18 protein-coding genes are annotated in these 14220 nt (G+C 68.9%); 16 read left to right on the plus strand and 2 right to left on the minus strand.

Annotated elements, in window-relative coordinates; genetic code table 11:
• Positions 1–89: 89 nt before the first annotated feature.
• Positions 90–1316 (minus strand): lipase family protein, encoded by a 1227-nt coding sequence (locus ACSMFO_RS11915; protein ID WP_436458601.1) that lies wholly within the window; start codon positions 1314–1316, stop codon positions 90–92.
• Between the two features lie 210 nt (positions 1317–1526).
• On the opposite strand from ACSMFO_RS11915, the gene ACSMFO_RS11920 reads away from it, so the two are divergent.
• The 13 genes from ACSMFO_RS11920 (at position 1527) to ACSMFO_RS11980 (ending at position 11782) form a co-directional block, all read left to right on the plus strand.
• The gene (locus ACSMFO_RS11920; protein WP_038524056.1) at positions 1527–2135 is read left to right on the plus strand and encodes a DUF1707 SHOCT-like domain-containing protein; all 609 of its coding nucleotides are present in this window, start codon (positions 1527–1529) and stop codon (positions 2133–2135) included.
• A gap of 80 nt (positions 2136–2215) precedes the next feature.
• Complete coding sequence (gene hrcA / locus ACSMFO_RS11925; RefSeq protein WP_436458603.1) at positions 2216–3241, plus strand: heat-inducible transcriptional repressor HrcA; 1026 nt, start codon at positions 2216–2218, stop codon at positions 3239–3241.
• 42 nt (positions 3242–3283) lie between these two features.
• Complete coding sequence (dnaJ, locus tag ACSMFO_RS11930; RefSeq protein ID WP_037342822.1) at positions 3284–4447, plus strand: molecular chaperone DnaJ; 1164 nt, start codon at positions 3284–3286, stop codon at positions 4445–4447.
• Positions 4448–4450: 3 nt separating this feature from the next.
• A complete protein-coding gene (locus ACSMFO_RS11935) occupies positions 4451–5203 on the plus strand; it encodes a 16S rRNA (uracil(1498)-N(3))-methyltransferase (RefSeq protein ID WP_436458605.1) in 753 nt (250 codons plus the stop codon).
• A gap of 567 nt (positions 5204–5770) precedes the next feature.
• Positions 5771–6121, plus strand: coding sequence for a histidine triad nucleotide-binding protein (locus ACSMFO_RS11940; protein WP_436458607.1), 351 nt, complete (start codon positions 5771–5773; stop codon positions 6119–6121).
• Between the two features lie 114 nt (positions 6122–6235).
• Entirely contained in the window at positions 6236–7321 is a 1086-nt protein-coding gene (locus tag ACSMFO_RS11945) for a PhoH family protein (RefSeq protein WP_037342828.1), read from the plus strand.
• Entirely contained in the window at positions 7318–7875 is a 558-nt protein-coding gene (gene ybeY / locus ACSMFO_RS11950) for an rRNA maturation RNase YbeY (protein WP_038517068.1), read from the plus strand. The genes ACSMFO_RS11945 and ybeY overlap by 4 nt, the downstream gene beginning before the upstream one ends.
• A 13-nt stretch (positions 7876–7888) precedes the next feature.
• Positions 7889–9241, plus strand: a complete 1353-nt coding sequence (locus ACSMFO_RS11955; protein ID WP_360082762.1) for a hemolysin family protein — start codon at positions 7889–7891, stop codon at positions 9239–9241.
• A complete protein-coding gene (locus ACSMFO_RS11960) occupies positions 9234–9560 on the plus strand; it encodes a cytidine deaminase (protein WP_038517063.1) in 327 nt (108 codons plus the stop codon). Before ACSMFO_RS11955 ends, ACSMFO_RS11960 begins: the two co-directional genes overlap by 8 nt.
• Positions 9560–10459 (plus strand): GTPase Era, encoded by a 900-nt coding sequence (era, locus tag ACSMFO_RS11965; protein WP_016332464.1) that lies wholly within the window; start codon positions 9560–9562, stop codon positions 10457–10459. The genes ACSMFO_RS11960 and era overlap by 1 nt, the downstream gene beginning before the upstream one ends.
• A gap of 156 nt (positions 10460–10615) precedes the next feature.
• The gene (locus ACSMFO_RS11970; protein ID WP_038517060.1) at positions 10616–10957 is read left to right on the plus strand and encodes a CD225/dispanin family protein; all 342 of its coding nucleotides are present in this window, start codon (positions 10616–10618) and stop codon (positions 10955–10957) included.
• Between the two features lie 25 nt (positions 10958–10982).
• A complete protein-coding gene (locus tag ACSMFO_RS11975) occupies positions 10983–11333 on the plus strand; it encodes a CD225/dispanin family protein (protein WP_436458611.1) in 351 nt (116 codons plus the stop codon).
• Complete coding sequence (locus tag ACSMFO_RS11980; RefSeq protein WP_410648984.1) at positions 11330–11782, plus strand: DUF2752 domain-containing protein; 453 nt, start codon at positions 11330–11332, stop codon at positions 11780–11782. The genes ACSMFO_RS11975 and ACSMFO_RS11980 overlap by 4 nt, the downstream gene beginning before the upstream one ends.
• 84 nt (positions 11783–11866) lie before the next feature.
• Here the strand turns inward: ACSMFO_RS11980 and ACSMFO_RS11985 are convergent, their stop codons facing one another.
• Entirely contained in the window at positions 11867–12433 is a 567-nt protein-coding gene (locus ACSMFO_RS11985; RefSeq protein WP_436458613.1) for a hypothetical protein, read from the minus strand.
• 48 nt (positions 12434–12481) lie between these two features.
• On the opposite strand from ACSMFO_RS11985, the gene ACSMFO_RS11990 reads away from it, so the two are divergent.
• Genes ACSMFO_RS11990 through ACSMFO_RS12000 form a run of 3 tightly spaced genes read left to right on the plus strand, consistent with a single transcriptional unit; the run spans position 12482 to position 14203 of the window.
• Positions 12482–13207, plus strand: coding sequence for an RDD family protein (locus tag ACSMFO_RS11990; RefSeq protein ID WP_436458614.1), 726 nt, complete (start codon positions 12482–12484; stop codon positions 13205–13207).
• A gap of 55 nt (positions 13208–13262) precedes the next feature.
• The gene (locus tag ACSMFO_RS11995) at positions 13263–13733 is read left to right on the plus strand and encodes a CD225/dispanin family protein (protein WP_016332469.1); all 471 of its coding nucleotides are present in this window, start codon (positions 13263–13265) and stop codon (positions 13731–13733) included.
• 38 nt (positions 13734–13771) lie between these two features.
• Positions 13772–14203 carry a CD225/dispanin family protein gene (locus tag ACSMFO_RS12000; RefSeq protein ID WP_038517052.1) on the plus strand — a complete coding sequence of 144 codons (432 nt, stop codon included), beginning with the start codon at positions 13772–13774 and terminating at the stop codon, positions 14201–14203.
• Positions 14204–14220: the final 17 nt, after the last annotated feature.

Genomic DNA, 14220 nt, shown 5'->3' on the forward strand with positions numbered 1-14220 from the left:
GACACATCCAGGCGGGACGCCGTGAAGGCCTCCTTCACCACCCTGAGGGTAGGGAAGGAGGCCTTCACGGACCGCGGTGTCGCCGAGGGTCAGAACCGGCCGCAGTTGCCGTTGCCCGCTTGGCCGTTGAACGCGCTCTTCAGCCACTCGGCGGCGTCGGTCGACGCGGTCGTCATGCCCAGCGCGTGGGAGAAGAACGGCGTGAAGGTCGTCAGTTCCTTCCACTGGACGTTGGCGCCCTTGCCGCACCAGTCCTTCGCCATCTGCTTGCCGACGGCCGCCGGGATGACGTCGTCCATCGGGCTGTGTTCGACCAGCACCGGCATCGCGGGCTTGACGGTGCCGATCCGGTTCTCCGCCACGATCGCGTCGAACGGCGGCTGGGACAGGTAGGCGGACACCGGCTTGCCCTCCTTCGTCAGCGAGCTGGTCTGCTTGTACATGAACTGGAAGACCGCGTTCAGCGTGCAGGTCTGCCGGGCCTTCAGGAACAGATCGGCGCCGGCCGGGTTGGCCAGGTCCATCAACCTGGCCTCGGGGTAGGCCTGGTTGATGCCGATCAGCGCGTAACCGAGGAATCCGGCGTACATCCCGCCGTCGAGCGACTTCGACAGCGCGGCCTTGTCCGCGGGTGCCGCGCCGGAGTAGACGCCCTTGACGTTCAGTTCGGGCGCGTAGGTGGCGGCCAGTTCGGCGGCGGCCGCGGCGGCGCTGCCGCCCTCGGAGTAGCCGGCGATGCCCACCGGGCCGTCGGCGGGCAGACCCGTTCCGGGCAGCCGCTGCGCGGCGCGGATGACGTCGAGCACGGTGTGCGCCTCGGACAGCCGGACGACGTACGGATGGTCGCCGCCGCCTTCCACCCACGGTCCGATGTAGTCGGTCTGCGCGACGGCGAATCCGGCGCCCAGCAACGCGTTGACGAAACCGCCTTGGAAACCGGAGACCAGATCCGAGGAGCCCTCACCCGCGAGGGTCTTCGAGGGAGCGCAGTCCGGGCCCATGCCGAAGGTGAACGGCGCGTAGGCCACGATCGGCCGTTCGCCGGGACCGTTCCACGGATTGTTCGGCACCAGAACGGTGCCGCTCACGGCGACCTGCTTGTCCTTGTTGTCCCGGGAAAGATATTGGATCCGGGTCGATTTCGCCCCGTTGTAGGTCGAGGGCTGCGACTTGACAATGTCACCGTTCTCGCCGGCGGGAAGTGGTGATGAGGCGGTGTATACCGAAATCGTGTCCGCGCTCGCGGCCGGCGCGCCCACCGCGACCAACGTCACGGTCATGGCGGCGATCAGGACATGCCGAAAGGAAGAAGTCATTACTGCGCTCCACGCTGAGTCGGAAAGTGAGGCCGGTGGACGAAACTTCCGCATGCGACCTAGATGGAAGACCTTCCGGCGCTGGGCGGTCAATGGCCGGTCGTCGAATTGTCATTCCCGTCAGGGTGGCGAAACTGATTTCACTCATGGCTTTCCGTACGGCGGTCGTGCGATTTCCGGAATTCGCCGATCACCGTTATCGTCGCCGTCATGTCAGAACCGAAGCGGTCGGCGATGCGGGTGGCCGATTCCGATCGTGAGAACGTCGCGCAGCTGCTCTACGAAGCCATGGGCGCGGGACGGATCACCGCCGGTGAACTGGAAACGAGACTGGACGCGGTCTACGCGGCCAAGACCTTCGCGGAATTCGAACCCGTCGTCGCGGATCTGTCGCCCGGCGGGGCGCTCGCCCTGTCCCATACCGGCGATGAGGAGCAAGGCGGGCGACGCTCGTTCGCCGTCATGTCCGGCACCACGCGACGGTTCGACGGACCGCTTCCGTCGCGCCATGTCAGCCGCGCGTTCTGGGGCAGCGTGCGCCTCGATCTGCGGCGGGCCCGGATCGCCGCCGGCTCCTGCACGATCAGGGCGGTGGCGGTGATGGGCGGCGTCAAGATCGTCGTGCCCGAGGACTTCGCCCTCGACGTCCGGGGACTCGGCCTGATGGGCGGATTCGGCACCGGCCGCGGGACCGGGCGACGGCGTCCGGAGCCGGGCGCGCCGGTGCTGCGCGTCACGGGTTTCGCCTGGTGGGGTTCGGTGAAGGTGATCCGGAGGCCCTTGGAGCCGCGGCGGCGCTCCTTCCGGGGGCGCGGCTGAGGGGCCCGAAGAAGTCCGGTGGCTCACCGGGCACTCCGCCTTCCGTAAACTCGTTGTGAGGACGAGCGAGGGAGGTGCAGGTGGCCAACGCGGAAGAGCGCCGCTTCGAAGTGCTGCGCGCGATCGTCGCCGATTACGTGTCCAACCAGGAGCCCGTCGGCTCCAAGGCGATCGTCGACCGGCACAACCTCGGTGTGTCCAGCGCCACCGTGCGCAACGACATGGCGGCGCTGGAAGAAGAGGGCTACATCACACAGCCCCACACCAGCGCGGGCCGGATCCCCACGGACAAGGGGTACCGGCTGTTCGTCGATCGGATCGCCGAGGTCAAACCGCTCAGCGCGGCCGAGCGCCGGGCCATCACCGCGTTCCTCGACAGCGGTACCGACGTCGACGACGTCCTGCGCCGGTCCGTCCGGCTGCTCGCGCAGCTGACCAGGCAGGTCGCGGTCATCCAGTATCCGATGATGACGAACTCGGCCGTCCGTCACCTGGAAGTGGTGCCGCTCACCCCGGCCCGGCTGATGCTCGTGCTGATCACCGATTCCGGCCGCGTCGACCAGCGCACCGTCGACCTCGGGGACGTCATCACCGAGGAGAACGTGGGCAGGCTGCGCACGGTGCTCAACGGGGCACTGGCAGGCCGCCGTCTCTCCGAGGCCGCGGCGGCGGTCGCCGAACTGCCCGAGAAGTCGCCGGGCGAACTGCGCGACAACCTCACCCGCGTGTGCACCGTGCTGGTGGAATCGCTGGTCGAGCACCCCGAGGAGCGGCTCGTGCTCGGCGGCACCGCCAACCTCACCCGCAACGTCTCGGACTTCCCCGGATCACTGCGGCAGGTGCTGGAAGCGCTCGAGGAGCAGGTCATCGTCCTCAAGCTGCTCGCGGCCGCCCGCAACCCCGGTGCGATCACGGTGCGCATCGGTGAGGAAAATGAGGACGAGCAGATGCGCAGCACCTCGGTGGTGTCCATCGGCTACGGAATGGACGACCTGCTGCTGGGCGGGATGGGCGTCGTCGGGCCGACCAGGATGGACTACCCGAACACCATCGCCGCGGTGCGCGCGGTGGCGAACTACGTGGGGCAGATCCTCTCCGGTCGCTGAACGCGACGGTGAGGTCGAAGTCAGAAGGAGAAGGCGAAGACGGTGGCGAGGGACTATTACGGCATTCTCGGGGTGGCGAAGAACGCGACGGATCAGGAGATCAAGCGCGCGTACCGCAAACTGGCCCGTGAACTGCACCCCGACGTCAACCCGTCGGAGGACGCCCAGCACCGTTTCGGCGAGGTGACCACCGCGTACGAGGTGCTGTCGGATCCGCAGAAGCGCAAGGTCGTCGACCTCGGCGGAGACCCGATGGACGGCGGCGCCCGCGGAGGCGGCGGAGACCCGTTCTCGGGCTTCGGCGGCCTCGGCGACATCATGGACGCCTTCTTCGGTGCCGCCGGTGGTGGCGGCGGCCGCGGTCGTGGCCCGCGCAGCCGCGTGCAGCCCGGTTCCGACGCGCTCATCCGCCTCGGCCTGACCCTCGAGGAGTGCGCCACCGGCGTCGACCGCGAGATCACCGTCGACACCGCCATCGTCTGCGACCTGTGCCGCGGCGCAGGCGCGGCCGAAGGCACCGGCACCAAGACCTGCGACACCTGCGGCGGCGCGGGTGAGGTCCAGTCCGTGCAGCGGTCGTTCCTCGGCCAGGTCGTCACCGCCCGCCCCTGCCCGGTCTGCCGCGGCTTCGGCGAGGTCATCCCGGACCCCTGCCGCCAGTGCGGCGGCGACGGCCGGGTCCGCGCCCGCCGCAACGTCACCGCCAAGATCCCGCCGGGCGTCGGCGACGGCATGCGCATCCGCCTCTCCGGCCAGGGCGAGGTCGGACCCGGCGGCGGTCCCGCCGGCGACCTCTACGTCGAGATCGACGAGGCGCCGCACGAAGTGTTCGTCCGGCAGGGCAACGACCTGCACTGCAACTTCCGCATCCCGATGACCACCGCCGCGCTCGGCGCCACGGTGCCCATCGAGACCCTCGTCGACGGCGACTACGAACTCGACATCGAGCCGGGCACCCAGCCCGCCACGGAACTCGTGCTGACCGCCAAGGGCATGCCGCGGCTGCGGTCCTCCGGCCGCGTCGACGGCCGCGGCGACCTGCACGTCCACATCGACGTCGTCGTGCCGACCAAACTCGACGACGCGCAGCGCGACCTCCTCGTCGAACTCGCCCAGCAGCGCGGGGAAGACGTGCCTTCGCTGTCGTCGAACGGCTCCAAGCCCGGCGGGCTGTTCTCCAAGCTGCGCACCAAGAACCACCGGTAACCCGTGCCCGAGACGACACTGCCGGTCTTCCTCACCGCCGCGCTGCCCGGCTCCGGGCGCACCACCCTCGACGGCGAGGAAGCCCGGCACGCCGCCACCGTCCGCCGCCTGCGCGTCGGCGAACGTCTCGTGCTCTCCGACGGCGAAGGCGGCATGGCGCGCTGCGTCGTCGAAGCCGTCCAGGCGGGTAGGGACGCGGCGCTCACTCTGGCCATCGAGGAACACTGGGTCGAGGACCCGCCCGCGCTGCGCGTCATCGTCGCCCAGGCCCTCGCCAAGGGCGACCGCGGCGAACTCGCCGTCGAACTCGCCACCGAAGCCGGCGCCGACGCCATCGTCCCCTGGCGCGCCGCCCGCAGCGTCGCCCGCTGGGAAGAAGGCACCCGCGGCGACAAGGCCCTCACCCGCTGGCGCACCACCGCCCGCGCCGCCGCCAAACAAGCCCGCCGCGCCCACGTCCCCGAAGTCGCCGAACCCGCCACCACGCGCGAACTCGCCGAACTCGCGCAGACCGTTTCCCGCGCACTCGTCCTCGAGTCCGGCATCACCACCCGCCTCACCGAGATCGAACTCCCGGCACAAGGCGACATCCTTCTCGTCGTCGGCCCCGAAGGCGGCATCACCGACGAAGAACTGAACACCCTCACCGACGCCGGCGCCACCGCCATCCGGTTGGGCCCCACCGTTTTGCGCACCTCCACCGCCGCCGCCGTGGCACTCGGCGCACTGGGGGTTCTCACCGACCGCTGGAAGTGAAAAAACACCCCACTAATTTGCGGCGAGTTATGGCGCGATCACGCAAACAGCCGTTACTCTCGTTAACTGACGCGCAACACACGGTTTCGGCGCGCCACTGGGGATGCAGCCCGGTCGCGCGCGTGAATCCCCGCCGGGCACCTCCCCCCTCGGTCCGGCGGAGCCGCGGCGGCGGTGGGCCGACCCCCAGGGCCCACCGCGCCGCGGCATCTTCATTTCGAGCCCTTCGCAAGACGCTTCGCTCCTTGCCTCGCCCCGAGATCCGCGCCGCCGCGTGTTGAATCGGGGCCGAGCCCCCACGGTGAGGTCGGCGGCGGGTCTTCGGTTTCGGCGTGACTCGCGTGATCAGGGACGTGACTCGCGTGATTGGAGGCCGCACTCGGGGTGTTCCGCCGCTGATCACGCGAGTTCCGGCTTCGATCACGTGAGTGCGGGTGCCACTCACGACCACCCCGGCCACCCCGCCCGGGATGCGTGGACGCGAAGGGGACTTTCCTCGCATGCGACGCGGCGAAAGCTCCCTTCGCCCCGTCCGCGTGGGGCTCTCGTGGGCGATAGGGTGGGGGGATGAGTGACGCGGAGACGTTGTTCGAGCGGATCATCGCGGGGGAGATCCCGTCCGACAAGGTGTACGAGGACGCGACGACGTATGCGTTCCGGGACATAGCGCCGCAGGCTCGCGTGCATGTTCTCGTGGTGCCGAAGAAGCGGTACCGGAACGTCGGTGAAATGGCCGCCGCCGACCCGCAGTTGCTCGCGGACGTCGCGTCGACGGCTCGCAAGGTCGCGGAGATCGAGGGGATCGCGGAGTCCGGTTACCGGGTGGTCTTCAACACCCACGGTGACGCCGGGCAGACCGTCTTCCACGTGCACGCGCACGTGCTCGGCGGCGAGCAGCTGGGGCATTTCGGGCGCTGAAGCGCGCGGCCTGCGGAAACCGGACTGCGTGCCGCCACCCGCAACCAGTAACATCGAACTCGTCACTGTCGTTGAAAATCGCAGCGTAAGCGCAGGAAGTAGGCCCGAGGCCACGTGGCCGGAACCGTACCGGGTGAAGCCGCCCGACCCGACGTTCCCGCGGACGTCACCCCGACGAAGGCTGATGAAGCCGCCATCACCGAAGCGGCCCAGTCCCGATTCCCCATCCCCGACGCCGCCGCGCTCAGCCTGCTCGGCTCGAGGGACGAAAACCTCCGCGTCGCCGAAGAGCTCCTCGCCGCCGACGTCCACGTCCGGGGCAACGAGGTCACCCTGACCGGCGCTCCCGCCGACGTCGCCTTCGCCGAACGTGTCTTCGCCGAACTCGTGACGCTCGCCGGCCGCGGCCAGCAGGTCGACCCGGCCACCGTCCGCCGCACCGTCGGCATGCTCTCCACCGGTGACCACGAGTCACCGGCCGAAGTGCTGAGCATGAACATCATCTCCCGGCGCGGCAAGACGATCCGGCCCAAGACGCTCAACCAGAAGCGCTACGTCGACGCCATCGACAAGCACACGATCGTCTTCGGCATCGGCCCCGCCGGTACCGGCAAGACGTACCTCGCCATGGCCAAGGCCGTCCAGGCGCTGCAGGCGAAGCAGGTCACCCGCATCGTGCTGACCCGCCCCGCGGTCGAAGCCGGTGAGCGACTCGGCTACCTGCCGGGCACGCTCAACGAGAAGATCGACCCGTACCTGCGCCCGCTGTACGACGCGCTGCACGACATGGTCGAGCCCGAGTCGATCCCTCGGCTGATGCAGGCGGGCACCATCGAGATCGCGCCGCTGGCGTACATGCGCGGCCGCACCCTCAACGACGCCTTCATCATCCTCGACGAAGCGCAGAACACGACGCCGGAACAGATGAAGATGTTCCTCACCCGGCTCGGGTTCGGCGCCAAGATCGTCGTCACCGGTGACGTCACGCAGGTCGACCTCCCCAACGGCCAGAAGAGCGGCCTCCGGGTGGTCCGTGACATCCTCGAAGGTGTCGAGGATCTGCACTTCGCCCAGCTCACCAGCCAGGACGTGGTGCGGCACAAGCTCGTCGGCGACATCGTCGACGCGTACGAGAAGTGGCAGGCGCTGCAGGACAGCAAGGACCAGGGCAGCGGTTGGAAAGGGCAGCGGCGTTCATGAGCATCGAGATCGCCAATGAATCGGGCGTGAACGTCGACGAGACCTCGATCGTGTCGGCCGCCCGCTTCGCGCTCGACAAGATGGAGGTCAGCCCGCTCGCCGAGCTGTCCATCCTGCTCGTCACCCTCGAGGTGATGGAGGATCTGCACGAGCGGTGGATGGACCTGCCCGGTCCCACCGACGTGATGGCCTTCCCGATGGACGAGCTCGACTCGTCGCGCCGCCCCGACGCGCCCGACGCCTCGCCCGCGCTGCTCGGCGACATCGTGCTGTGCCCGGCGTTCGCGAAGGACCAGGCGAAGACGGCCGGGCACGCGCTGATGGACGAGCTGCACCTGCTCACCACGCACGGTGTGCTGCACCTGCTCGGCTACGACCACGCCGAACCCGCCGAGGAACGCGAGATGTTCGGTCTGCAGAAGCGGATCCTCGGCGAGTTCCAGGCCGCGGTGGCCGCGCACAACAAGCGCGACGCGCAGCGCTCCGCGGACGACAGGCTCCTCGGCACCGCCGGCCTCGACGCCGCCGCGCCCGCCGAAGAGCCCCCCGCCTAGGCGGTTCGCGGACATGGGTAGTCCCACGGCCCTGCTGGTCATCGCGATCGCGCTGATCCTGCTCGCCGGGGTGTTCGCGGCCGCCGACGCCGCCGTCAGCACGGTCTCCAAGGCCCGTGCCGACGGTCTCGTCCGGCTCGGCCGCCCCGGCGCGCGTCAGCTGTCGCTGGTCATCGCCGAACGCCGCCGCCACATCAACCTGATCCTGCTGCTGCGGATGACCTGCGAGCTGACCGCCACCGTGCTGGTCACCGTCGACATCCTCCGCTGGATCCGGCCGCTGTGGCTCGCCATCGTGGTCGCCGCGGGGGTGATGGTCGTGGTGAGCTACGTGCTCATCGGTGTCGGCCCGCGCACCCTCGGCCGCCAGCACCCGTACCGGATCGGCCTCGTCGTCGCGGGTCCCGTCCGCGTCCTCGGGTCGATCCTCGGCCCGCTCAGCAGGCTGCTGATCGTCCTCGGTAACGCCATCACCCCGGGCCGCGGCTTCCGCGAAGGCCCGTTCACCTCCGAAGTCGAACTGCGTGAACTGGTCGACCTCGCCCAGGAACGCGGCGTCGTCGAGGAATCCGAACGCGAGATGATCCACTCGGTGTTCGAACTCGGCGACACCGTCGCGCGCGAGGTCATGGTGCCGCGCACGGAGATCGTCTGGATCGAGCACGACAAGACCGTGCGCCAGGCGCTCGCGCTGGCCCTGCGCACCGGGTTCACCCGGCTGCCGGTGATCGGCGACTCCGTCGACGACGTGGTGGGCGTGGTCAACATCAAGGACCTCATGCCCGCGTACATGGCCGAGGGCGGCTCGCAGCGGCAGGTCGAGGAGCTGATGAACCCGGCGAGTTTCGTGCCGGACTCCAAACGGCTCGACGATCTGCTCAAGGAGATGCAGGTCTCGCACAACCACATGGCGATCGCCGTCGACGAGTACGGCGGCACCGCCGGCCTGCTCACCATCGAGGACATCCTCGAGGAGATCGTCGGCGAGATCACCGACGAATCCGACGCCGATGAACGCCCCGAGGTCGAAGAACTCGAAAACGGCGCGGTCCGCGTCTCGTCCCGGCTCTCGATCGACGACCTGGGTGAACTGTTCGGGATCGACCTCGAAGACCACGACGTGGAGACCGTGGGCGGGCTGCTCGCCGAGCGACTGGGTAGGGTCCCGCTGCCGGGGGCCGAAGCCGAGGTCGCCGGACTTCGGCTGTTCGCCGAAGGCGGTAAGGACCGGCGCGGGCGGATGCGGATCACCACGGTGGTCGTCCACCCCGCCGACGCGGACGCGGTGACCGACGCAGCCCAGGGCAGGCGCCGGACCCGGGTCCCGCAGCCCGATGAAAGTGACAGGAGTGTCGAACATGCCTGAGCTGGACGCCGAGGACGAGAAGCTGGTGACCCTGGCCAGGTCCGCGCGAGCCCGCACCCAGGCCGCCGAAGGCGCCGCGCTCCGCGACACCGACGGCCGCACGTACGCGGCGAGCACGGTCGACCAGCCGTCGTTCAAGCTCACCGCGCTGCAGGCCGCCGTCGCCGCCGCCGTTTCGAGCGGAGCCGAAGGAATCGAGGCCGCTGTCGTGGTCACCGCCGAAGGACTGCTCAAGGAAGCGTCCGTGCACGCGGTCCGGGACATCGCCGAAAAGGCCCCGATCTACCTGGCCGACCCGAGTGGCAAGGTGCTGAACTGATGGCCGAGCCGCATCGTTCCGGTTTCGCCTGCTTCGTCGGGCGGCCCAACGCGGGCAAGTCGACGCTGACCAACGCGCTCGTCGGCAGCAAGGTCGCGATCACCTCCAGCAAACCGCAGACCACCCGGCACGCCATCCGCGGCATCGTCCACCGCGACGACGCGCAGCTGGTGATCATCGACACACCGGGCCTGCACCGGCCGAGGACCCTGCTCGGCGAGCGGCTGAACGACATCGTCCATTCGACATGGTCCGAAGTGGACGTTGTCGGGCTTTGCGTGCCCGCCAACGAAAAGGTCGGCCCTGGCGACCGGTTCATCGCCGCCGAACTCAAGAAGATCGCCAAGCGCACACCGGTGATCGGCGTCGTCACCAAGACGGATCTCGTGAAACCCGAGCAGGTCGCCGAGCAGCTGCTCGCCCTGCAGGAGGTCATGGAGTTCGCCGAGCTGATCCCGGTGTCCGCTGTGGACGGTTTCCAGGTCGGCGCGCTCTCGGACCTGTTGGTGCGCCACCTTCCCGAGGGACCGCAGCTGTATCCGGGTGGTGAACTCACCGACGAGCCGGAACAGACCCTGGTCGCCGAGCTGATCCGCGAGGCGGCACTGGAAGGCGTCCGGGACGAACTCCCGCACTCGATCGCCGTCACCGTCGAGGAGATGCTGCCCCACGAGGGCAGGGACGACATGATCGACGTGCACGCGTTCCTCTATGTGGAACGTCCGAGCCAGAAGGGCATCATCCTCGGGCACAAGGGTGAGCGCCTCAAGGACGTCGGCGCGCGCGCCCGGCAGCAGATCGAGGGGCTCCTCGGTTCGAAGGTCTACCTCGACCTGCACATCAAGGTCGCCAAAGAGTGGCAGCGCGACCCCCGACAGTTGCGACGGCTGGGCTTCTGACTGAACGGAATGTCTCGATTCGGTCGCGGAGACCGGTTGATGATGTGGAACCGGACGGGTGACCTTAGAGTCTCAACCCTTGACTCCGGTGATCGCTGATCGGGCGGCGCGCCCGGGTCGGAGTTCGACATCTCATTCGTGAAGGGAAAGCGGTAAATGACCGACAACCAGGGCCTGCCCAACTACTCCGGCGACCCTCAGGGCGGTGGCGGCTTCAACAACCCCGGCCCGCCGCCCAACAACAACCTGGTGTGGGCCATCCTCACCACCATCCTGTGCTGCCTGCCCTTCGGCATCGTCGCCATCGTCAAGGCGAACCAGGTGAACACCCTCTGGGCGCAGGGCCAGCCCGCCGCGGCGCAGGAAGCGGCCGACGCCGCCAAGAAGTGGTCGATCATCGCGGCGATCGTCGGTGGCGTCATCATCGTTCTGTACGTTGTCCTCGTCGTCGTCCTGGGCGTCTTCGCGGCCTCGGTGGACGTGAACAACTACCGCTGATCCCGGCGCTCGAGGGGGAGACCTCATGACCGACCAATACCCGAACTACCCGCCTCCGGGCGGGCCACCGCCGCAGCAGCCGTACTACGGCGGCATGCCGAACTACGGGCCCCCGCCGGACAACAACCTGGTGTGGGCCATTCTCTGCACGGTGTTGTGCTGCTTGCCGCTGGGTATCGTCGCGATCGTGAAGTCGAGCCAGGTGCAGACGTTGTGGTCGCAGGGCTTCTACGCCGAAGCCCAGAAGGCCGCCGACGACGCGAAGAAGTGGTCCATGTGGGGAGCGATCGCCACCGGCGGTCTTTTCCTGCTGTACATCATCTTCATCGTGGTGATGGTCATCATCGGCGCGTCGGCGGGAAGCTTCACGCCGTGACGACGTCCGTCTACACGGGATTCCCGGCGCGCGGGTTCAAAGCCAAGGCCCGCGCGCTGGGGCCGCCCCTGGCCATCGCCGCCGGGGCGGGCCTCGGCTGCGTCGTCCTCTGGCTGGGTGATCCCACCACTCCGGGCGGGCCGCTTCCGGTCTGCCCCACCAAGACATTGCTGGGCATCGCCTGTCCCGGCTGCGGCGGCATGCGCATGGTCTACAGCGCGCTGCACGGGGACATCCCCGCCGCACTGCACTACAACGCGGTGTCCTTTGTGGTCGTTCTGCTGCTCGTCTGGAGCACCGTCGCCTGGGCGGTCGGCAGGCTCCGCGGCCGCGCGGTGAACAGCTGGCTGCACTGGCGCTGGACGCCGCTCGCGTTCGGTGTCGTGTTCGTCGTGTGGTTCGTCATCCGTAACCTGCCCTTCGCCCCGTTCACCTCGCTCTACGTGTGAGTGCCGGGCCGAGGCCCGGATCGTCGGTGGTACCGAGTACGCTCCCGCGCACCGGTCTGCTCGGTGTGTACCCATGCCGTACATTCAGCCCGGGTCGTCGCACGAGGCCCCGCGCGCCAGGGGCGAGGAACCAGCGAGGGGATTTCGATGACCACTCCCTACGGCCAGCAGCCGCCGGGACAGCAGCCGCCGCCCGGATCCGGGGATGGGCAGCCGCGGTCCCCGCAGCCGCAGTCGCCGTTCGGACAGCCGCCGTCGGGAGAACAGCCCTCGCCGTTCGGGCAACAGCCCCAGCAGCCGGCGGCGGGAGGCCAGCCTTCGCCGTTCGGCCAGCAGGCCCCGGGAAATCAGCCTTCGCCTTTCGGCCAGCAGCCTTCGCAGCCGCAGCAGGGGGAACAGCCTTCGCCCTTCGGTCAGCAGCCCGCGCCGGGCGAGCAACCGTCTTCGCCGTTCGGTCAGCAGCAGGGCGCGCAGCCCTCCCCGTTCGGTCAGCAGCAGTCCCAGCCGCAGGGTGACCAGTCTTCGCCCTTCGGCCAGCAGCCGAGCCAGCCGTTCGGCCAGCAGCCGCAATCCCCGTTCGGGCAGCAGCCGGGACAGCCGTCGCCGTTCGGCCAGGCCTCCCAGTTCGGCCCGCAGACCACCTACGCCCACTGGGGCCTTCGCGCGGCCGGATCGCTGATCGACTTCGCGCCGATCGTTGTGCTGCCGATCATCGGCGCCATCATCGCCACGAACGCGAATTCGCTCATCGGCGGCATCATCTCCGGGATCGGCTACCTCGCCGGCATCGGCTGGACCGTCTACAACCGGTGGATCAAGATGGGCACCACCGGCCAGTCGCTCGGCAAGAAGATGGTGAACACCAAGCTCGTCCGCGAGAGCGACGGCCAGCCGATCGGCCCGCTGATGGCCTTCGTCCGGGACCTGTGCCACAACCTGGACGGCTGGGTCTGCGGCCTCGGTTACCTCTGGCCGCTGTGGGACGAGAAGAAGCAGACGTTCGCCGACAAGATCCTCGGCACCGTCGTCGTGCCGGGCGAAGCCGCCGCCGCGCCCGCGTCGGCGCCGTTCGGCCAGACGCCGGGATTCCCCGCGCCGCCGCCGTCATCGCCGTTCCCGGCCCAGCCCTCGCCCTTCGGGCAGCAGCCGCCGCAGCAGCCGTTCGGCGCGCCGCAGCAGCCCCAGCCGCCGCAGCCGTTCGGGCAGCAGGCGCAGGGAACCGCGGCGCCGTCACCGGAGTCCCAGCCTGAGCCGGCTCTGGGCGAGGCCGAGCCGACCCAGGTCCTCCGCCCGGGGCAGCAGCCTCAGCAGGCACCGTCAGGGTTCGACGAAGCCGAGCCGACGCAGAAGATCACCCCGGAGCAGCTGAGGCAGCGGTTGCCCGGAGCGGATGGGCCGAACGGGCCCGGAACACCGCAACAGTAAGGAAAAACCGGCGGGATCCACCCGTCGGCAAATGCGACAAAAGTGGGGAACCCCGATGACGAACCCGTACGGCCAGCAGCCCGGCCCCGGCCAGCAGCCCTATGGCCAGCAGCCTCAGCCCGGATACGGACCCCCGTCCGGCGCCACGCCCGCGCCGTACGGTCAGCCCTCCGGCCCGAACCCGATGCCGTACGGCCAGCCGGCGCCTTACGGCCAGCCCGCGCCGTACGGTCAGCCCGCGCCCTACGGTGCGCCGGGCGGCATGCCCGGTGGCGGCGGTGACATCAACTCGATCCCGGACTACAAGGGCTGGGCGATCGGCTGCATCTTCCTCTGCTGGATCATCGCGATCTTCGCGATCATGAAGTCCAACGAGGTCAACACGTACAAGATGCAGGGCAACTACGCCGCCGCCGCGGACGCGTCGAAGTCGACGAAGACCATGTGCATGATCGCCTCGATCATCGGCGGTGTCGGCTGCCTGTTCTCCATTCTCTGGATCGTCCTGGTCGCCGCGAGCATCTAGCCCGACCCGTAGCCGAAAGAACAACGAGGACCACTTTCATGACCAACCCCTACGGCCAGCAGCAGCCCTACGGACAGCAGCCTGGCTACGGGCCGCCGTCCGGTGGCATGCCCGCCCCCTACGGCCAGCCGGCTCCGTACGGCCAGCCTTCCCCTTACGGCGCGCCGGGCGGCATGCCCGGTGGCGGTGGCGACATCAACGCCATCAAGGACTACAAGGGCTGGGCGATCGGCTGCATCTTCCTCTGCTGGATCATCGCGATCTTCGCGATCATGAAGTCCAACGAGGTCAACACGTACAAGATGCAGGGCAACTACGCCGCCGCCGCGGACGCGTCGAGGTCCACGCGGACCATGTGCATGATCGCGTCGATCATCGGCGGCCTCGGCTGCCTGTTCGCCATCGTCATGATCATCATTTCGATCGTCGCGGCCGCGTCGGTGCCGAGCTGCTACGGCCGCTACTGCTGATTCCGGGGCACACCACC

The sequence above is a fragment of the Amycolatopsis sp. w19 genome (assembly GCF_051373225.1).
GTDB classification, from domain to species: domain Bacteria; phylum Actinomycetota; class Actinomycetes; order Mycobacteriales; family Pseudonocardiaceae; genus Amycolatopsis; species Amycolatopsis japonica.